This window comes from Corynebacterium nuruki S6-4 (assembly GCF_007970465.1).
In the GTDB taxonomy this organism is placed as follows: domain Bacteria; phylum Actinomycetota; class Actinomycetes; order Mycobacteriales; family Mycobacteriaceae; genus Corynebacterium; species Corynebacterium nuruki.
Genome location: NZ_CP042429.1, coordinates 312,196 through 330,410, shown reverse-complemented (window position 1 = coordinate 330,410; position 18,215 = coordinate 312,196). Strand labels below are relative to the sequence as shown.

The window sequence follows — 18,215 nt, the reverse complement described above, 5'->3', positions numbered from 1 at the left end:
GAGGATCGCGACGTGGCTGACCACGGTACGACAGTGGAAGTGTTCAACGGAGTGTCCACGGAGGACGAGCCCTCCGCAGCGTGGGGCTGGCACCAGTTCCCGCGTAAGACCACCATCGCCATCGGCTACCTCGGTGCGCTGTGCCTGCTGGGCATGCTCTTCGGCAACCACCGCGGCAAGATCGAGGACATCTACCTGGTGGTCCTCGCGGTGTTCGTCGCCGTCGGCGTCACGATCTACGCCCGGAAGTCCTCGCCGAACTGGCAGCCGCACGCTTCGCGGAAGACGCTGACCTCCCACAACCAGCCGGTCGGCCACGTCGAGCCGCTCTGGACCGAGGACCAGGCGAACCTCACCGGCCGCTACGCGGACCTCACCACCGCCGAGCTGCGCGCCTGGAACCTCCCCGGTGTCGGCGTCGACGGTGTCGAGGATGTCCCGACCCCGTCCTACGGCCTGGCCCACAAGTAGTCGCCCCGCCCGACGGAGCACCACCCCGCCCACTGCAGCTGCAGTCGGCGGGGTTTTCCGTATGTGCTACTTACAGCGTGACACCGGCCGACCCGGCAGCTCCGGGTGTGCGTCGACAGGGTGGCCGGGCGGGGAAAATCCACCCTGCCGACGGACACCCGGAGACTGCGTCCGGCGAGGGGCCGGAGGGAGTCTCCCCAGTTGACCCGATTCAGACGATTCAGTCCCCGGAAAACAGCAGAATCGGGTCAGCTCGCGCCACTGCACCATGACACCACGGTGCTACTGCGGCGCCGTCGGCCGGTACTACCGCTCCTCGGCGGCCAGCTGGCCGCAGGCCGCGGCGATCTCCTGGCCGCGGGTGTCGCGCACCGTGCAGGCCACGCCCTGCTCGTTGACACGCCGGACGAACTCGTCCTGCACCGGCTTCGGTGAGGCGTCCCACTCCGAACCCGGCGTCGGGTTCAGCGGGATGAGGTTGACGTGCACCTGGTTGCCGAGCTTGCGCTTCAGCCGCTTGCCCAGCATGTCGGCCCGCCACGGCTGGTCGTTGACTTCCTTGATCAGCGCGTACTCGATCGACACGCGGCGTCCGGACTTCTCGGCGTAGTAGGCAGCGGCGTCCAGCACCTCGTCGATGGACCAGCGGTTGTTGACCGGGACGAGCGTGTCGCGCAGCTCGTCGTCCGGGCAGTGCAGGCTCACCGCGAGACGCATGTGCATCCCCTCGTCGGCGAGGCGCCGGATCGCCGGTGCCAGACCCACCGTGGAGACGGTGATGTTGCGCTGGGAGATGCCGAAGCCCTCCGGCGCCGGCGAGGTGATCCGCTTGATCGCGGCGACCACGCGCTTGTAGTTGGCGAGCGGCTCCCCCATCCCCATGAAGACGATGTTGGACAGCCGGCCTTCGCCACCCTCGACATCGCCGTCGCGCATGGCCCGGGCCGCGGCGCGGACCTGTTCGACGATCTCGCCGGTGGACAGGTTGCGGTCCAGCCCGCCCTGGCCGGTGGCGCAGAACGGGCAGGCCATACCGCAGCCGGCCTGGGAGGAGATGCACAGGGTGGCCCGGTCCGGGTACCGCATGAGCACGCTCTCCAGCAGGGTCGCGTCGTGCAGCCGCCACAGGGTCTTGCGGGTCTGGCCGTCATCGCACGCGATGTGCCGGACCGGGTCCATGAGGGTCGGGAACAGGGCGTCCTTGACCGTGTCGCGGAGCTTCTCCGGCAGGTCGGTCATCGCCGACGGGTCGCCTTCGAGGCGGCCGTAGTACTGACGGGCGATCTGGTTGGCACGGAAACCGGGGAGCCCGGCCTCCTTCAGCGCGGCCTTGACCTCGTCGTCGGTGAGGTCGGCCAGGTGGGTCGGGGGCATGCCGCGGGTCGGGGCACGGAACTGCAGTTGTACGGGTGTAGCCATGGTGTGGTCATTATTGCACTTCAGCACCGCTGCAGGCACATCGTGGGACGACCTAGAATGGCCACCATGGCAAAGAAGGAGCCGACGACGGCCGACACACCCACCCCGACCACCACGACTGACCGGGGCGCATCGACTACCGCCCCCGCCCCGGAGGCGGCGTCCGGCGCTGTCCCGGAGAAGGATTCCGCCGCCACCACAGGCGCCGGCGGAGACACAGCCGGACGCCGCAAGGTCCGCAGCAGCCTCGCCGGATCGACCTGGGTGGCGCTCATCATCGGCGCGCTGATTCTCGTCCTGCTGCTGGTGTTCATCCTGCAGAACATGGACACGGTCACCCTCCACATGTTCGCGTGGCAGTGGAACTTCCCTATCGGCGTCGGCATGCTCATCGCCGCCGTCGGTGGTGCCCTGGTGATGGCCAGCGTCGGGGTGGTGCGGATCGTGCAGCTGCGCCGGCAGGTGGCGAAGTGAGCCGCTAGGCCGCCGACACGGCGTTGAGCACGACCCAGGTCAGCAGCGCCGCGGGCAGCATCCCGTCGAGGCGGTCCATGAGACCGCCGTGGCCGGGCAGCATCGTCGACATGTCCTTGATGCCGAGATCCCGCTTGAACTGGGATTCCACGAGGTCACCGAGGGTGGCGCACAGTGCCAGGCCGAGCCCGAGGCCCAGACCCAGCAGGTATCCGCCCACACCGTGGATCTTCAGCAGGATGACCACCCCGGCCATCCCCACCAGGGCGGCGACGACGAGGGAGCCGCAGAACCCCTCCCACGACTTCTTCGGGCTGATGGCGGGGACCATCGGGTGACTGCCGAAGAACACGCCGGCGGCGAATCCGCCGACGTCGGAGGCGATGACGCACAGCATCAGGGTGACGATGAACGCCCAGCCGCGGACACCGTCGTGCTCCATCTCCGAGAGCATGGCGGCGAAACCGCCGCACAGCGGGATCCAGAACATGACGAACAGGGAGACCCCGGAATCCCGCAGCCAGTTCCGCGGCGGTTCGGTGCGTCCGGAATGGAACAGCCGGACAATCACCGTGACCAGTGCGGTGACCGCGAACGCGGAGAGCAGTCCGGTCGCCCCGAACGGCCAGGACAACCAGATCATCGCCTGGCCGCCGACGAGGAGGACCGGCAGGTTGAGGTCGTAGCCGTGCTCGGTGAGCCGCCGCCACACCTCGTAGGTCGCCAGCCCCATGACGACCGCGATCATCGGGTACCACGCGTAGGGCACGATGAGGCAGACGATCACCAGGATGCCGAGGAGTACACCGGTGGTGATCGCGACCGGGAGGTTGCGTCCCGCGGAGTTCTTCGGGTGCGGGAGGTGGAGTCTGTCGTCCTTGTCCGACGACGCGGTGGAGGAATCTGCCATGGTGCTAGACCTCCATCAGCTCCTTCTCCTTGGCGCCGACGACGTCGTCGACCTGCCCCACGTAGGTCTGGGTGACCTTGTCGAGCTCCTTTTCGGCGGCCTTGACCTCGTCCTCGCCGGCGTCGCCGTCCTTCTGGATCTTCTGCAGCGCGTCCATGCCCTTGCGGCGGATGTTGCGGATCGCGATCTTCGCGTCCTCCCCCTTGGACTTGGCGACCTTCACCATCTCCTTACGGCGCTCCTCGGTCAGCTGCGGCACGGTGACACGCAGGACCTGACCGTCATCGGTGGGGTTCAGGCCGAGATCGGAGTTGCGGATCGCGTTCTCGATCTCGCCGAGCACGGACATCTCGTAGGGGCGGATGATGAGCATCCGCGGCTCGGGGACGCTGATGGTGGCCATCTGGGTGATGGGCGTCCGGACGCCGTAGTACTCGGCGAACACACCGTTGAACATCGCCGGGTTGGCCCGCCCGGTGCGGATCGTGGTCAGGTCCTCGCGGACATGCTCCACGGAGCGGCTCATGTGGTCTTCTGCCTCGAGCAGTGTGTCGTCAATCATCGGTGCGTCCTCGTGAAAAGAATGTGGGTAGGGAAAGTGGATTCGGTAGGTGAATCTACCAGGTCAGGCCGCGTCGCCGCCGCTGGCGACCAGCGTGCCGATCGGCTCGCCGGAGACGGCGCGCGCGATGTTGCCCTCGGTCAGCAGGTTGAACACGAGCATCGGCATGCTGTTGTCCATGCACAGGCTGAACGAGGTGGCGTCCGCGACCTTCAGGCCGCGTTCGATGACCTCGGCGTGGGTGATCTGCGTGAACAGTTCGGCCGACGGGTTGGTGCGCGGGTCGTCGTCGTACACCCCGTCGACGGCCTTGGCCATCAGCAGCACCTCGCAGCCGATCTCCAGGGCGCGTTGCGCGGCGGTCGTGTCCGTCGAGAAGTAGGGCATGCCCATGCCGGCGCCGAAGATGACGACGCGGCCCTTCTCCAGGTGGCGGACCGCACGCAGCGGCAGGTAGGGCTCGGCGACCTGGGCCATGTTGATGGCGGTCTGGACGCGCGTGTCGACCCCCTGCTTCTCCAGGAAGTCCTGCAGTGCCAGGCAGTTCATCACGGTGCCGAGCATGCCCATGTAGTCCGAACGCGACCGGTCCAGGCCCCGCTGCTGCAGCTCGGCGCCGCGGAAGAAGTTCCCGCCCCCGATGACGACGGCGATCTCCACCCCGGACTTGGCGACCTCCGCGATCTGGCGGGCGACGTTCTCGACGACGTCGGGGTCGATACCGACCTTGCCGCCACCGAACATCTCACCGCCGAGCTTGAGCATCACCCGCTTGTAGCCGGTCCGTTCCGGGGCGTTCTCGCTGTCAGTCACTGGGGGTCTCCTTGCATCCGTGAGCGTCGTGATCGGTGGCGTGCGGCCCGGTGTCCCCCGGGCCACGGCTCCGGCAGTCATCCTACCGTGCGGCCCCTCCCCCACATGCGACAGACCCGCCGCCCCTCCCCCCGCGGTGCGGGGTCAGGATGCGGCGGGCCGGTGTGCGGTCCGTGCCGGACGGGGACGGTCTACTGACCGACCTCGAAGCGGACGAAGCCGGTCAGGGTGACGCCGGCGGCGTCCATGACCTGCTTGACGGACTTCTTGTTGTCCGTGACGGACGGCTGGTCGAGCAGGCAGGCGTCCTTGAAGTAGCCCTTGAGACGACCCTCGACGATGTTCGGGATGATCTTCTCCGGCTTGCCCTCTTCGCGGGCGGTGGCGGCGGCGATCTCCCGCTCCTTGTCCTTGGTCTCCTCGGGGACCTCGTCCTCGTTGAGGAACTGGGCCTTCAGAGCGGCGACCTGCATGGCGGCGCCCTTGGCGGCCTCGGCGTCGTCACCGGTGTAGGCGACGAGCACGCCGACGGCCGGCGGGAGGTCGGCGGAGCGGTGGTGCAGGTACACGGCGACGTTGTCACCCTCGAGGGTGACGGCGCGGCGCAGCTGCAGCTTCTCACCGATCTTGGCGGAGAGCTCGTCGAGCGCCTCCTGGGCGGTCTTGCCGTCGACGTCGACGGCCGCGAGCTCCTCGGCGCTGTTCGCCTTGACGGCGGCAGCGGCCTCGGCAACCTTGTTCGCGAAGTCGATGAACTCCTCGTTCTTCGCGACGAAGTCGGTCTCGGAGTTGACCTCGATCATGGTGGCGCCGGAGACAGCGATCAGGCCCTCGGCCGCGGTGCGCTCAGCGCGCTTGCCCACGTCCTTGGCACCCTTGATGCGCAGGATCTCGACGGCCTTCTCGAAATCGCCCTCGGCCTCGTCCAGAGCCTTCTTGCAGGCCATCATGCCGGAGCCGGTGGTCTCACGCAGCTTCTTCACGTCGGCGGCGGTGTAGTTCGCCATGTGTGGCGATCCTCCTTTATGTGATGGGAGTGGATAGAGGTCTTACTCGGCGGCGGGGGTCTGCTCGCCGGACTTGTCCTCGGCGGGCTTCTCCTCGGCGGCGACCTCCTCCGAGGCGATCTCCGCGGCGTTCGCGGCGTTCTCCTGCTCGGCTTCGGTCACGATCTCGGCGACCTCGGCGTCCCCGGCGGTCTCCTTGGCGGCGGCGGCCTGGCGCTCGGCGCGGGCGGTGCGACCGGCCTCGACGGCGGAGGAGATGATCGAGGTCAGCAGGGTGGTGGCGCGGATGGCGTCGTCGTTGCCCGGGATCGGGTAGTCGACGACGTCCGGGTCACAGTTGGTGTCGAGGATGGCGACGACCGGGATGTTGAGCTTCTTCGCCTCGGAGACGGCGATGTGCTCCTTGTTGGTGTCGACGATCCAGAGTGCGGAGGGCACCTTGGACATGTCGGCGATGCCGCCCAGGACGCGCTCGAGCTTGTTGCGCTCGCGGGTCAGCATCAGCACCTCCTTCTTGGTGCGGCCGGCGTAGCCGTCCTCGGCAGCATCCATGGCCTGGAGCTCCTTGAGGCGGTGCAGACGCTTGGCGACCGTCTGGAAGTTGGTGAGCATGCCGCCGAGCCAACGGTGGTTGACGTAGGGCATGCCCACGCGCTGTGCCTCGTTGGCGATGGCCTCCTGGGCCTGCTTCTTGGTGCCGACGTACAGGATGTTGCCGCCGTGGGCGACGGTCTCCTTGACGAACTCGTAGGCCTCATCGATGAAGGTCAGCGTCTGCTGCAGGTCGATGATGTAGATGCCGTTGCGGTCGGTGAAGATGAAACGACGCATCTTCGGGTTCCAACGACGGGTCTGGTGGCCGAAGTGAACTCCGGCGTCCAGCAGTTCTCGCATGGTGACAACAGCCATGGTGTGTTCAGGGGAGTTGTTGCGTGCCGCCCTTGAAGCAGGTGCGGCCTTCCACTCCCCTTCCTCGCTTTCGAAAGTGAAGGGTTGACGGTTTTCCTCACGCCGGCTCACCGTCCCTCATCGGTCGGGCTCACCGGTCGTCCTGGCAGGCATCCGGGGTCGTCCCCGCCCAGATAGACCCCGGAAAAGCTCCGGGGAACCGTTGACGGACGGGCCACATATCGGATCACGCAGTACCTACGCGATGTCAGTGCGTCCGAACCGGGCGGACCGTGACCGTGGCAACTGTCGTGCAGGTCAGGGGTGGAAGCGTGTGCCATCCGATCGCTGCGGTCGCCACCGGCGCCGGGCCGGGCATACTGCACGCGAAATAATACCGTGCGCTGGTCTGACACACAACTTTCCCCGTGCCGCCTGTGGACAACTCCACCGGCGTTGTCCACAGGATTTTCCGGCCCTGGTGCGTGGCCCGGTGACCGGCGACGATCGGTGCCATGACCACCACTCTGCTCCGCCGGCCCTGCCGTCCCTGCCGGTTCCGCCGCCGCCCCCGCCTGACCGCCGGTCTGCTCGCCGCCGCCCTGGTCGTCACCCTTCCCCCACCGGACGCCGCACCCGCCGACGCTCCGCCGGGTGTCACGGCGACGCACCGCCGCCCCGTCCCCGGCAGCGTCCTGGTCCCCGCCGATATTCCGGAGAAGAACTGGCTGCCCGGCCACCGCGGAGTCGACCTCACCGCCGCCCCCGGCGCCGCGGTGCACGCCAGTGCCGCGGGCACCGTCCGGTTCGCCGGCACCGTCGCCGGGACACCGGTGGTCTCCATCGACCACGGCACCGGACTGCGCACCACCTACGAACCGGTCCTCACCACGGTCCACCGCGGCGACCACGTCAGCCGTGGCCAGGTCATCGGTCATCTGGCGGACGCCGCCACCCTGCCGGAGACCGCCCGGCGCACCCCGGGACTGTCCTGGGGTGCGGTCATCGGTGAGGACGCCGACGGGCACTACATCGACCCGATGACGCTGCTCGGCCCGGTGCAGGTCCGGCTCTGGGCCTGAACGACCGGCACGGCGCCGTCAGTCCTGGGACCCTGACCGGGGATGGGCCTGCCGGTAGGCCGCTCGCAGCCGCTCGGTGCCGACATGGGTGTAGATCTGCGTCGTCGCCATCGACGAGTGACCCAACAGCTCCTGGACCACCCGCAGGTCCGCCCCGCCCTCCAGAACCGCGGTCGCCGCCGAATGCCGCAGCCCGTGCGGGGCGATACCGGCCGCTTCCCCGTCCTCACCACCGGTCGCCCGGTGCACCACGCGCCGGACCTGCCGCGGATCGATCCGGCCGCCCCGGGTACCGAGGAAGAGGGCGGACTGCGCCGCCTCGGCCCCGGACCGGTCGGGCAGCAGGCGGGGGCGCTCCCCGCACCAGGCACCGAGAGCCTCATCGGCCCGGTGCCCGAACGGCACGACCCGGGTCTTGCCGCCCTTGCCGTGCACCCGCAGCTGGTGGTCACCGAGATCCCCGACATCGGCGCCGGTGAGTTCGGAGACCCGGATCCCGCTGGCGTACAGCAGCTCCAGCATGGCCCAGTCGCGGACCGCGACCGGATCGGGGCGTCCGGTGTCGTCGGGAACCCCGGCGAGTGTGCGTGCCGTCTCCAGGACCGAGGCCGCCTCATCGTTGTCGAGCACCCGCGGCAACGGGCGGTGGGTACGCGGTGCCTGCAGTCCGGCGGCCGGATTGGCCGGCAGGGCACCGGTGTGGCTCAGCCAGGACCCGAAACCCCGGAGGCTGGAGACCATCCGGGCGACCGAGGCCCGGGACTCGCCGGCCTGCAGTGCCCAGTCGAGCACGTCACGGCAGTGGTCGAGGGTGAACCGGTCGAGGGTGGGCACATCCTCGAACGCGGTGCGCAGGTCGGCGCCGTAGGCCTTCACCGTGTTCGTCGACCGGCCCTTCACCAGCTCCAGGTACTCGAGGTACCCGTCGACGGCCTGCGCCACCTCGGTGACTGATCCGGTGCTCATGGCAGCCCATCCTAGTCCGCGGACCGGCGGCGCCCCGGTGACCCGGTGACTCAGCGGCTCAGCGGCTCAGCGGCTCAGTGACTCAGCCGTCGGTCACCGGTCGGTCTTGATCCAGCGGCTCCCCTCCCGGCGCGCCAGACCCGCCTTCTCCAGCTCGGCGATGATGCGGACCACAGCGCGCAGTGCCAGTCCGGTCTCCGCGACGATGCGGTCGGGTGTGCCGGTGCCGTCGGCGCGCCGGCCGGCGAGCGCGCACGCGTCGAAGACCGCCAGCTGGTCCTGGGTGAGCTGTTGGACCGGGGTGGCGGCGAACTCCATGCGCAGCTGACCGTCGGTGTCGACCGCTCCGACGGGGTCGAGGATCTCCCGGACGTCGTCGGCGCGGGTGACGAGGATCCCGGCCTGGTCGCGCAGCCGTTTGTGGCAGCCGACGTAGTCCGGCGAGTCGACGGGCCCGGGCAGCACCATGACGGGCCGCAGCATCGCGTCCGCCCAGTTGGCGGTGTTGACGGCCCCGGACCGGTAGCCGGCGGCGAGCAGGACGGTGCCGCGGGTGAGGGCGGCGACGAGTCGGTTGCGGGTGAGGAAGCGGTGCCGTGCCGGACGCAGCAGGGGCGGGTACTCGGTGACCACCAGCCCGGACCCGGCGATCCTGCCGAACAGGTCGGCGTTCGCCCGCGGGTAGATCTCCCCCGGTCCGCTCGCCGCCACCGCGACCGTGGTGCCCTGCACGGCGAGCGCCCCGCGGTGTGCGGCGGTGTCGATGCCCACCGCCCCGCCGGAGACGACGGTGTGCCCGGCTGCGGCGAGGTCACCGGCCATGGTGCGGGTGATCCGGGTGCCGTAGGAGGTCGCCGAGCGGGTGCCGACCATCGCGACACTGCGCTCGACCGCCCGACCGAGGTCGGCGGGTCCGGTGGCCCACAGGGCGAAGGGTCGTGCGGCCCGGCCCCGCACCCCGTCGTCGGCGACATCGCCGCCGCCGGCGAGGTCCGGGAAGTCCCGGAAGGCCTCCGCCAGCCGGGTGGTGGGCCACTCCGGGTCGTCGGGGGTGATCAGCCGCCAACCGTGCCGCTCCGCCCATTCCCGGTCGGTCGCCGGGTCCGCCCCGGTGCGTGGCCCGGTCGCCGCGGCCAGGCGGGCCGGCAGTGTCGGATCGGCGGCCCGGATCATGCCGGCGACCCGCTCGACATCGGCCGGTGCCGTCACATCGCCGTCGGGCCACAGCAGCCGGACGACGTCGCCGCGGGAGGCCTCCACCACCCGGCGCAGGTAGGCCCAGGCGGTGCGGCGGGTGTCCCACGCCGTCTGCTGTCCGTCATCGCGCCCGGTGCCCCCGACGCCCCGGCCTGTCCCGGTCATGACCGTCCGCCGTCGATCTCGGCGGTGAACAGTTCCACCGCATCCATCACCTCACCGATCCCCGGCTGCCCCACCCCGGCGAGGTCGGCGAGGGTCCAGGCCACCCGCAGGGACCGGTCCACGCCCCGGTGCGTCAGGCCGCCGGCGCGCAGGTGCTCCTGGAGCAGCAGCATGGCGGCGTCCTGCGCGGGATGGTCCCGCCGCAGTGCCGGACCGTCGACGAGGGCGTTGACCGCCTGCCACCGGTGCCGGCCACGGTCTCTGGCGGAGAGGACCCGGTCGCGCACCGTCGCCGAGTCCTCGACGCCACCGCCGGTGTCCAGCACCGCCGAGCGGTCCGTGGTGGTGCGGGCGGTGAGATCGAGGCGGTCACGCACCGGGCCGGAGATCCGCTGCAGGTAGCGGTCCCGGACCCCGCCCCGGCACCGGCAGTCGGCGGGTTCCGGCGCCCCGCACGGGCACGGGTTGGACGCCAGCACCAGCTGGAACCGGGCGGGCAGCACCACCGTGCCGCGGGCCCGGGACAGGGCGATACGGCCGTTCTCCATCGGGGTGCGCAGCCCCTCGAGAACCTCCCGACGGATTTCGGGGGCCTCATCGAGGAACAGCACCCCGTGGTGTGCCAGGCTCGCCGCCCCCGGCCGGACCCGGCCGGCACCCCCGCCGGTGAGGGCGGGCAGGGTCAGTGAGGGATGGGGGGCGACGAAAGGTCGCCGACCGCTCCACACCGCCGGCAGATTGCCCTGCTCCGCGGCGACAGAGTGCACGGCCGCGGTCTCGGTCCGCTCGGTGTCCGTCAGCGGCGGCAGAATGCCGGGCAGCCGTTCGGCGAGCATCGATTTGCCGGAGCCGGGTGGGCCGGTGAGCCACAGGTGGTGGCCGCCGGCGGCGGCGACTTCGAGGGCCCGGCGTGCCGCGGACTGCCCGGAGACCTCACTGAGATCGGGAACCCGCGACGGGGTGGCCGCGACCTGGTCTCCCTCCGCTCCGACGAGGTCCGCCACCGGTGCATCGAGTTCCTCGTGGACCCAGGGCAGCAGCTGGTCGAGGTGGTCGAGCCCGGTGATGTCCATGCCGTCGACCCGGGCCGCCTCGGCAGCGTTCCCCGCCGGGACGGCGGCCCGCACAGCACCGGCGCCGCGGGCGGCGAGCAGCATCGGCAGCACGCCGGGGACCGGCCGGACCTCCCCGGTCAGTCCCAGTTCGCCGATGACGACGGTGGCCGTCGGGTCGGCTCCGGGGGCACCGTCGGCCACCATGCCCTGCGCGCTGAGGACGGCGAGCACCATCGGCAGGTCGAATCCTGACCCGGACTTCGGCAGGGCCGCCGGGGACAGGCTCATCACCACGCGGCTCTTCGGCCAGGCCAGACCACTGTTGATCATCGCGGACCGGACCCGGTCGCGGGCCTGGTTGACGGCCGTGTCGCCGAGTCCGCCGATGCTCATCCCGGGCAGACCACGGCTGATGTCGCATTCCACGGTGACCGGCACACCGTCGACCCCGACCAGGCACATGCCCCTGGCCTGGCCGACGCGGACCGGGGACCGGTCACTGACGGTGACGGCACCGGTCGCCCCTGACTTTCCTGCTACCCCTGCTGCCTCGGCTGTCCCCGTCATGATCCGATCCCCTCATAGTGGGTGATCTCGCCGGCGGTGATGTCGAGCACGTCGAAGCGGATGAATTCCGCCCGGTGGTCGGGGTGGCGGCGCAACCATTCCCGGGAGGCGTACCGCATGGCGGCGAGTTTCGCCGCGGTGACCGCCTCCGCCCCGGTGCCGTAGCGTCCGCCGGTGCGCCATTTGACCTCGACGAAGACGATCTCGTCGCCGACCGTGGGATCGGCGGGGTCGCCCGGTGGACGGGCGACGATGTCGATCTCGCCGCGGCGGGTGAAGAAGTTGCGGTCGAGCAGGGTGTAGCCACGGTCCGTCAGGTAGCCGGCGGCCGTGTCCTCCCCCGCCGCACCGACCTGACGGAGATTCCGGGTGTGGTCTGTGGTGTCCATGCCCCCGACCCTGGCAGATCCGGTGGACCCGCCCCGTCGCCCCGGCGGGGAAAGCCCAGGAGCCTGTGGACAACCCGGCCCCTGTGGACAATATTTTTCCGGCCGGCACGACCGGCCCTGACCAGCACCGACCGCCTCGAACGGCCTCGAACGGCCTCGACCAGCCCGGTCAGGCCACGGACTTCACTCGGGGACCCGGATGTCGGGCTTGTCGAGCTCCTCGATGTTGACGTCCTTGTAGGTGATCACCCGCACGTAGCGGACGAAGCGGGCGGGACGGTACATGTCCCACACCCAGGCGTCCGACATCCGGACCTCGTAGTAGACCTCGCCCCCGGAGTTGCGCGGGATCAGCTCGACGGCGTTGGCGAGATAGAACCTGCGCTCGGTCTCCACGACATAGCTGAACTGGCTGACGACATCGCGGTACTCGCGGTACATCGACAGCTCGACATTGGACTCGTAGTCCTCAAGATCCTCCGCGCTCACGGTTACGGATCACCCCTTCTGCTGTGCCTGCTGTGCTGCCTGGAGCCACCGCGCGTGTGCGGCGGCCACGTTGGAGTAAGTGTAGCGGTGCTCCGGAGTACCGCCGAGCAGACTCACCGAGTCCATGTGGGAGGAGGTGCCGTACCCCTTGTGCGATGCCAGACCGTAGCCCGGGTACACGGCGTCCAGTTCCACCATCAACCGGTCCCGGGTCACCTTGGCCAGCACGCTCGCCGCCGAGATGCACCGGCAGATCAGATCGCCCTTGACCACGGGAAGATGCGGCCGGGTCAAGCCGTTGACCTTCATCGCGTCGGTGAGCACATAGCCGGGGCGTACCCCGAGCCGGGCCACCGCCCGGCGCATACCGCCGAGGTTGGCGTGCTGGATCCCCCACCGGTCGACGTAGGACGCCGGCACGTTCACCACCGCATAGTCCACCGCCGCCGCGGTGATGAGGTCGAAGTACTTCTCCCGTCGGCGCGCGGTGAGCTTCTTCGAGTCCGTGAGACCGTCGAGTTCCGGCAGCGGGCCGGGCGGCAGGATGCAGGCGGCCACGGTCACCGGGCCGCAGCAGGCGCCCCGGCCCGCCTCGTCGACTCCGGCGACCGGACCCAGCCCTGCCTTGTGCACCGCCCACTCCAGCGTCCTGCCGTCGGGCATGGTGCGTACCGTGGCGGTCATGCCGGGCACGTCACTTCTGGATGTCGGGGGCACCGACGCCCCCGATCCTGCCCAGCGGCCAGACCTTGGCCTCGACCTTGCCGACGACGTTGGATTCCGGGACGGTGCCCTGCAGTTCATCGCCGAGGTGGTAGCGCGAGTCCCCGGAGTTCGTCCGGTTGTCGCCCATCATCCACAGGTTGCCGTCGGGGACGGTCACCGGGCCGAAATAGGCCCCGCCGCAGGCGTCCGAGCCGGTCGCGGCGTCGACCGGGTACGTCGCCGGATCCTGGATGTAGGAACTGTCGACTTCCTTGCCGTCGACCATGATCCCGGGATCGCCCGCCTGGCAGCTCACCGTCTGCCCACCGGTGGCGATGACCCGCTTGACCAGGGTGTTCTCGTCAGGGGCGACGATGCCGATATAGGACAGCCCGTTCTGCACGCCACGCTTCACCCCGTTGTCGGAGCGCTGCGAGACGTACCTGTCGTTCCACGAGTCCGGGCCGACGAACACGACCACGTCCCCGGGTTCGGGGTGGCGTCCGAAATCGTAGGAGATCTTGTTGACGAAGATCCGGTCACCCGTGCAGCCCTCACAGCCGTGCAGTGTGGGTTCCATGGACTCCGAGGGGATCTGGTACAGCCGCCCGACGAAGGAGTTGATCAGCGCGAGCAGCACCAGGGCGGCGACGAGGATGATGGGGAACTCGACCCACCAGGGGTAGGTTTTGCGCCCGCGGCGCTTCTCTTCTTCGGCACGGCGCCGGGCGGCGACCTTCTCGCGTTCACTGGTCGGACGCCGCGGTGCCGGGGCGTCCTGCCCGTGGCCCTCCCCCGGTGACGCGTGGCGCCCGTAGGGGCGTCCGGCGGATTCTGGGGTCGGGGAGCTGGCGTGGGTCACGCCTGGTCACGTTACCATCGGCCGTCCCGGAGACCGCGGTGCACCGGGAGTCGGCAGCCCACCCCCGTACCGTCGCCGGGTCCGACAGCGACCCCGGCACTGACACAGGTCCCGACTCTGACCCCGGCACTGACCCCGGTGTCCGCGGAACGAACCGGCAGGTCGATTTTCCGGTCCTGAGACCGCACCTCGGTTCGTGAACCCCACATCCGCAGGAGCCGACCGACCCCCGGGTTCGTAAAACCGACACCGACGGCGGTGTCCACGACCTTCCCGGGAAATACAGCTGGGCACTAGCAGGCACGTGGAGGACATGGGCAGGCACGGGGAGGACACGGGCCAGGCAATAGCCAGACACGGGACGGACACGGGGCAGACATGGGAAAAGCCCCGTCCCGCATGGTGTCCGCTCGGGACATCACGCAGGCCGGGGCCTGTTTCGCGCTGGTCAGGCAGCTGACTTTAGCGCTTCTCCTTGATCTTCGCCTTCTTGCCGCGCAGGTCACGGAGGTAGTACAGCTTGGCGCGCCGGACCTTACCGCGGGTCAGGACGTCGATGTGGTCGATGTTCGGGGAGTGGACCGGGAAGGTACGCTCCACACCGCAGCCGAAGGAGACCTTACGGACGGTGAAGGTCTCGCGGATGCCGGAGTTCTGGCGACGGATGACGACGCCACGGAACACCTGGATACGGCTCTTCGAGCCCTCGATGACCTTGACGTGCACGTCGAGGGTGTCGCCGGGGCGGAAGTCCGGGATGTCGGTCCGCAGCTGGGCTGCATCAACCTTGTCGAGGATGTTGTTCATGGAAGAATCCTTGCTGTAGCTCGATCGGACAGAGGACCGCGGCAGCCGCGTTCGTGCCCACACCATTCAGTTGTGTCGTGACCGACGGCGGTTCACCGCAGACACGCAACCCTCAAAGTATGCCAGCGGCGCTGGCCGACGGACAAATCCGACGGTGTCAGTGGCCGAAACCGGCGGCGCGCAGGGCGTCCGCCATCGAACCACCGGCCTTGCCGCCCTGCGTGCCACCCTGCTGGCCGCCCTGCCGGCCACCGGAGCGACCGCCACGGTTGCCCTGACCACCACGTCGGCCACCACGCTCGCCACGCTCACCGCGGGGACCACGACCGCCGCCGGAGCCCTTCTTCGGCCGCTCCTGCCCCGGCTCATCGGTGAGCCGCAGCGACAGACCGATCCGCTGACGTTCCACGTCGACCTCCATGACCTTGACCCGGACGACCTGCCCGGAGCGGACCACGTCGTGCGGATCCTCGACGAACTTGTCGGACATCGCCGAGACGTGCACCAGACCGTCCTGGTGGACGCCCACGTCGACGAAGGCGCCGAACGCAGCCACGTTGGTGACCGTGCCCTCCAGTACCATGCCGGGCGTCAGGTCGGAGACCTTCTCGATCCCCTCGGCCAGCGCCGCGGTCCGGAACTCCGGCCGCGGATCCCGGCCCGGCTTCTCCAGCTCGGCGAGCACGTCGGTCACGGTCGGGACGCCGAATGTGGCGTCCGCCAGATCGGCCGGCTTCACCGTCGACAGCACCCGCGTGTTGCCGATGAGCTCGGCGACATCCACTCCGGTCCGGTCGGTGATGCGCCGGACCAGCGGATATGCCTCAGGGTGCACCGCCGAGGCGTCCAACGGATCGGAGCCGCCGCGGATGCGCAGGAACCCGGCGCACTGCTCGAAGGCCTTGGGGCCGAGCCGCGGGACGTCTCCGAGCTGGCGACGGGAGGCGAAGGCACCGTGCTCCTCCCGGTAGCGCACGATGTTCTCGGCGACGGTCGCGGAGATGCCGGCGACCCGGCGCAGCAACGGCGCCGAGGCCGTGTTCACGTCCACGCCCACGGAGTTGACGGCGTCCTCCACGACATCGTCGAGTCCCCCGGCGAGCATGACCTGGTTGACGTCGTGCTGGTACTGGCCGACGCCGATGGACTTCGGGTCGATCTTCACCAGTTCGGCGAGCGGGTCCTGGAGCCGACGGGCGATGGAGACCGCACCACGCAGTGCGACATCCATGTCCGGGAACTCCTCGGCCGCCAGTTCGGAGGCGGAGTAGACCGAGGCGCCGGCCTCCGAGACGACGACGGGCGTGGGCCGGGTGCCGGTGGCCGTGGAGACGGTGTCGGAGATCTCCCGGGCGAGTTTCTCGGTCTCCCGGGACGCCGTCCCGTTGCCGACGGCCATGAGCTCGACGTTGTAGCGGGCGCAGAGCCGGGCGAGGACGTCGGAACTCTCCGACCAGCGGTTGCGCGGCTGGTGCGGGTAGACCACCGCCGTATCGAGGACCTTGCCGGTCGAGTCGACGACGGCGCACTTCACGCCGTGGGCGTACCCGGGATCGAGTCCGAGGGTGGCGCGCTGGCCGGCGGGGGCGGCGAGCAGCAGGTCATGGAGGTTGCGGGCGAAGACCTCGACGGCCTGGGCGTCCGCCTTCTCCTTGAGCCGCATCCGGACATCGACGCCGGAGGAGATCTGCAGTTTGGTGCGCCAGCCGTAGCGGACGCACTCGGCACGGAACTTGTCGGCGGCGTCCCCGCGCGGGGCCAGGCCCCGGGCGTCGGCGATCATGCCCTGGTAGACCGTGTCGTCACCCGGGTCGAGGTTGAGCTGCAGCACCCCTTCATGCTCCCCGCGCAGCAGTGCGAGGATGCGGTGGGAGGGCAGGTCGGTGAAGGGTTCGGAGAACTCGAAGTAGTCGCGGTACTTCTGTGCCTCGGGACTGTTCTCCCTGCCCTCGACCACACCGGCGGCCATGGTGCCGGTACCGAAGAACCGTTCACGGACCTCGCCGACGAGGTCGGCGTCCGTCGCGATCTCGTCGAGCACGATGGCTCGCGCCCCGGTCAGCACCGACTTCGCATCGGCGAACCCCTCGGTGACGTAGCCGGACGCCAGGTCGGCGGGGTCGGTGGCGCAGTCGCCGAGGAGTGCCTCGACGAGCGGTTCCAGACCGGCTTCGCGGGCGATCGTCGCCTTCGTCCGACGGGTGGACTTGAAGGGCAGGTAGAGGTCCTCGAGACGGGCCTTCGTCGTGCAGGCGAGGATCTGGCCCCGGAGGTCGTCGGTGAGTTTGCCCTGCTCCTCGATCGCGGCGAGCACGGTGGCGCGCCGGTCCTCGAGTTCGCGCAGGTAGGTCAGGCGGGTGTCGAGGGTGCGCAGCTGACTGTCGTCGAGCCCGCCGGTGATCTCCTTGCGGTAGCGGGCGATGAACGGCACGGTGTTGCCTTCGTCGAGCAGGCGGACGGTCGCGGCGACCTGCTGCTCGCCGACACCGAGTTCACGGGCGATCGTCGCCGTGATGGCCGCTGTGGTTGTCGCTGTGATTGTCCCTGGGGATGTCACTGTCGTCATTCGGTTCATCGTAGCGGGTGGAGCCGAACCAGACGGTGGCCGTCCCGTCCGGCCCGGTCGGCAGGGCCGCGACCACGGCCCGGGTGACCCGGTCCGTGATGTCGGCAGCTCCGGCGGTTGTGTCGGCGGCTGTGGCAGTGGCTGCGGCAGTGACCGCGGCCGGTACCGTCGCGGAGACGGTGATGCGGTGCAGGTCCTCGGTCACCGGTGGTGCGTCGTGCACCTGCTGGTAGGCGGCGACGAGCATGTTGTCGGGTTCGCAGGCCAGGGTGATCACCCGGGCACGGACCTGCACACCGGTGCAGCCGAGGGCGGTGACCCCGTCGGTGATCCGGGTGACGGTCGCTGCCTTGTCCGAACCACGGAACAGGGCGTTGAGGTCAGTGAAGGTGTGGCGGTCCGGTGTCATAGGCCCCAGCCTAGATGTAGTTCCCGGAGAGGCTGTGGACACGACCACCGGGAGAACACCGAAGAAGACCACCGGTGACCGTGGCAGGGCAACCGCCACCGGCAACGGGGAACCGGCGGGCCCCGGTACCCCACCCGTGACGCGCCCGTGGATCCGACACTGAACGCGACGCTGGGCCCGACGCTGGGCCCGACGCTGGGCCGATACTGCGCCTGCCACTGGGCCGATGCCCGCGGAACGAACCGACAGGTCTATTTTCCCGTCTGAATGCAGCACCTGGGTTCGTGAACCCAGCATCCGGAAGAGCGGACCGACCCCTGGGTTCGTAAAACCGACATCCGCAGCAGCCGGCCGACCCCTCGATTCGCAATCCTGACACCGACGGCGACGTTCACAACCTCCCCGGGACGTA

Annotated in this window: 19 protein-coding genes; 3 read left to right on the top strand and 16 right to left on the bottom strand. The window is 69.6% G+C overall.

The window, feature by feature from the left end; translation table 11 throughout:
- Positions 1-12: 12 nt before the first annotated feature.
- Positions 13-471, top strand: coding sequence for a DUF2631 domain-containing protein (locus tag FSW06_RS01505; RefSeq protein ID WP_010119000.1), 459 nt, complete (start codon positions 13-15; stop codon positions 469-471).
- A 306-nt stretch (positions 472-777) separates the two neighbouring features.
- Here the strand turns inward: FSW06_RS01505 and rlmN are convergent, their stop codons facing one another.
- Complete coding sequence (rlmN, locus tag FSW06_RS01500; RefSeq protein ID WP_010119001.1) at positions 778-1,890, bottom strand: dual-specificity RNA methyltransferase RlmN; 1,113 nt, start codon at positions 1,888-1,890, stop codon at positions 778-780.
- A 57-nt stretch (positions 1,891-1,947) separates the two neighbouring features.
- Between rlmN and FSW06_RS01495 the strand changes: the two genes are divergently transcribed.
- Positions 1,948-2,364 (top strand): LapA family protein, encoded by a 417-nt coding sequence (locus FSW06_RS01495; protein ID WP_010119002.1) that lies wholly within the window; start codon positions 1,948-1,950, stop codon positions 2,362-2,364.
- 4 nt (positions 2,365-2,368) lie between these two features.
- On the opposite strand, the gene FSW06_RS01490 is transcribed toward FSW06_RS01495, so the two are convergent.
- From FSW06_RS01490 to rpsB, 5 genes are all read right to left on the bottom strand, one after another.
- Positions 2,369-3,274 (bottom strand): phosphatidate cytidylyltransferase, encoded by a 906-nt coding sequence (locus tag FSW06_RS01490; protein ID WP_010119003.1) that lies wholly within the window; start codon positions 3,272-3,274, stop codon positions 2,369-2,371.
- Positions 3,275-3,278: 4 nt separating this feature from the next.
- A complete protein-coding gene (gene frr, locus FSW06_RS01485) occupies positions 3,279-3,836 on the bottom strand; it encodes a ribosome recycling factor (protein WP_010119005.1) in 558 nt (185 codons plus the stop codon).
- A 63-nt stretch (positions 3,837-3,899) separates the two neighbouring features.
- Positions 3,900-4,601: a UMP kinase gene (pyrH, locus tag FSW06_RS01480; RefSeq protein ID WP_238525917.1), complete on the bottom strand. Its 702-nt coding sequence runs from the start codon at positions 4,599-4,601 to the stop codon at positions 3,900-3,902.
- A gap of 239 nt (positions 4,602-4,840) precedes the next feature.
- Entirely contained in the window at positions 4,841-5,656 is an 816-nt protein-coding gene (gene tsf, locus FSW06_RS01475; RefSeq protein ID WP_010119008.1) for a translation elongation factor Ts, read from the bottom strand.
- Positions 5,657-5,698: 42 nt separating this feature from the next.
- Entirely contained in the window at positions 5,699-6,565 is an 867-nt protein-coding gene (gene rpsB / locus FSW06_RS01470; RefSeq protein WP_029448894.1) for a 30S ribosomal protein S2, read from the bottom strand.
- A gap of 494 nt (positions 6,566-7,059) precedes the next feature.
- Here rpsB and FSW06_RS01465 point away from each other — a divergent pair, with 494 nt between their 5' ends.
- Entirely contained in the window at positions 7,060-7,626 is a 567-nt protein-coding gene (locus FSW06_RS01465; protein ID WP_010119012.1) for a murein hydrolase activator EnvC family protein, read from the top strand.
- Positions 7,627-7,644: 18 nt separating this feature from the next.
- Here the strand turns inward: FSW06_RS01465 and FSW06_RS01460 are convergent, their stop codons facing one another.
- From FSW06_RS01460 to FSW06_RS01415, 10 genes are all read right to left on the bottom strand, one after another.
- Entirely contained in the window at positions 7,645-8,592 is a 948-nt protein-coding gene (locus tag FSW06_RS01460; RefSeq protein ID WP_010119015.1) for a tyrosine recombinase XerC, read from the bottom strand.
- 93 nt (positions 8,593-8,685) lie between these two features.
- Positions 8,686-9,954, bottom strand: a complete 1,269-nt coding sequence (gene dprA, locus FSW06_RS01455) for a DNA-processing protein DprA (RefSeq protein ID WP_010119016.1) — start codon at positions 9,952-9,954, stop codon at positions 8,686-8,688.
- Positions 9,951-11,576, bottom strand: coding sequence for a YifB family Mg chelatase-like AAA ATPase (locus tag FSW06_RS01450; RefSeq protein ID WP_083827001.1), 1,626 nt, complete (start codon positions 11,574-11,576; stop codon positions 9,951-9,953). The genes dprA and FSW06_RS01450 overlap by 4 nt, the downstream gene beginning before the upstream one ends.
- On the bottom strand, positions 11,573-11,965 hold the full coding sequence (locus FSW06_RS01445) for a YraN family protein (RefSeq protein WP_010119018.1): 393 nt from the start codon (positions 11,963-11,965) through the stop codon (positions 11,573-11,575). The genes FSW06_RS01450 and FSW06_RS01445 overlap by 4 nt, the downstream gene beginning before the upstream one ends.
- Before the next feature lie 183 nt (positions 11,966-12,148).
- On the bottom strand, positions 12,149-12,454 hold the full coding sequence (locus FSW06_RS01440) for a DUF2469 domain-containing protein (protein ID WP_010119019.1): 306 nt from the start codon (positions 12,452-12,454) through the stop codon (positions 12,149-12,151).
- Between the two features lie 9 nt (positions 12,455-12,463).
- Entirely contained in the window at positions 12,464-13,099 is a 636-nt protein-coding gene (locus FSW06_RS01435; RefSeq protein WP_029448899.1) for a ribonuclease HII, read from the bottom strand.
- A gap of 49 nt (positions 13,100-13,148) precedes the next feature.
- On the bottom strand, positions 13,149-14,021 hold the full coding sequence (gene lepB, locus FSW06_RS01430) for a signal peptidase I (protein ID WP_010119021.1): 873 nt from the start codon (positions 14,019-14,021) through the stop codon (positions 13,149-13,151).
- A 462-nt stretch (positions 14,022-14,483) separates the two neighbouring features.
- Positions 14,484-14,828, bottom strand: coding sequence for a 50S ribosomal protein L19 (rplS, locus tag FSW06_RS01425; RefSeq protein ID WP_010119026.1), 345 nt, complete (start codon positions 14,826-14,828; stop codon positions 14,484-14,486).
- 157 nt (positions 14,829-14,985) lie between these two features.
- Entirely contained in the window at positions 14,986-17,394 is a 2,409-nt protein-coding gene (locus tag FSW06_RS01420) for a Tex family protein (RefSeq protein WP_050801931.1), read from the bottom strand.
- Positions 17,321-17,803 (bottom strand): hypothetical protein, encoded by a 483-nt coding sequence (locus FSW06_RS01415; protein ID WP_010119028.1) that lies wholly within the window; start codon positions 17,801-17,803, stop codon positions 17,321-17,323. Before FSW06_RS01415 ends, FSW06_RS01420 begins: the two co-directional genes overlap by 74 nt.
- Positions 17,804-18,215: the final 412 nt, after the last annotated feature.

What these genes read in the sequence shown, in the direction of transcription:
- FSW06_RS01495 (WP_010119002.1), top strand. Translation starts at nt 1,948, where the DNA reads ATGGCCACCATGGCAAAGAAGGAGCCGACGACGGCCGACACACCCACC.
- FSW06_RS01415 (WP_010119028.1), bottom strand. Translation starts at nt 17,803, where the DNA reads ATGACACCGGACCGCCACACCTTCACTGACCTCAACGCCCTGTTCCGT.
- FSW06_RS01445 (WP_010119018.1), bottom strand. Translation starts at nt 11,965, where the DNA reads ATGGACACCACAGACCACACCCGGAATCTCCGTCAGGTCGGTGCGGCG.
- FSW06_RS01450 (WP_083827001.1), bottom strand. Translation starts at nt 11,576, where the DNA reads ATGACGGGGACAGCCGAGGCAGCAGGGGTAGCAGGAAAGTCAGGGGCG.
- FSW06_RS01460 (WP_010119015.1), bottom strand. Translation starts at nt 8,592, where the DNA reads ATGAGCACCGGATCAGTCACCGAGGTGGCGCAGGCCGTCGACGGGTAC.
- FSW06_RS01465 (WP_010119012.1), top strand. Translation starts at nt 7,060, where the DNA reads ATGACCACCACTCTGCTCCGCCGGCCCTGCCGTCCCTGCCGGTTCCGC.
- FSW06_RS01420 (WP_050801931.1), bottom strand. Translation starts at nt 17,394, where the DNA reads ATGACGACAGTGACATCCCCAGGGACAATCACAGCGACAACCACAGCG.
- rpsB (WP_029448894.1), bottom strand. Translation starts at nt 6,565, where the DNA reads ATGGCTGTTGTCACCATGCGAGAACTGCTGGACGCCGGAGTTCACTTC.
- rlmN (WP_010119001.1), bottom strand. Translation starts at nt 1,890, where the DNA reads ATGGCTACACCCGTACAACTGCAGTTCCGTGCCCCGACCCGCGGCATG.
- pyrH (WP_238525917.1), bottom strand. Translation starts at nt 4,601, where the DNA reads ATGCTCAAGCTCGGCGGTGAGATGTTCGGTGGCGGCAAGGTCGGTATC.
- frr (WP_010119005.1), bottom strand. Translation starts at nt 3,836, where the DNA reads ATGATTGACGACACACTGCTCGAGGCAGAAGACCACATGAGCCGCTCC.
- rplS (WP_010119026.1), bottom strand. Translation starts at nt 14,828, where the DNA reads ATGAACAACATCCTCGACAAGGTTGATGCAGCCCAGCTGCGGACCGAC.
- FSW06_RS01490 (WP_010119003.1), bottom strand. Translation starts at nt 3,274, where the DNA reads ATGGCAGATTCCTCCACCGCGTCGTCGGACAAGGACGACAGACTCCAC.
- tsf (WP_010119008.1), bottom strand. Translation starts at nt 5,656, where the DNA reads ATGGCGAACTACACCGCCGCCGACGTGAAGAAGCTGCGTGAGACCACC.
- dprA (WP_010119016.1), bottom strand. Translation starts at nt 9,954, where the DNA reads ATGACCGGGACAGGCCGGGGCGTCGGGGGCACCGGGCGCGATGACGGA.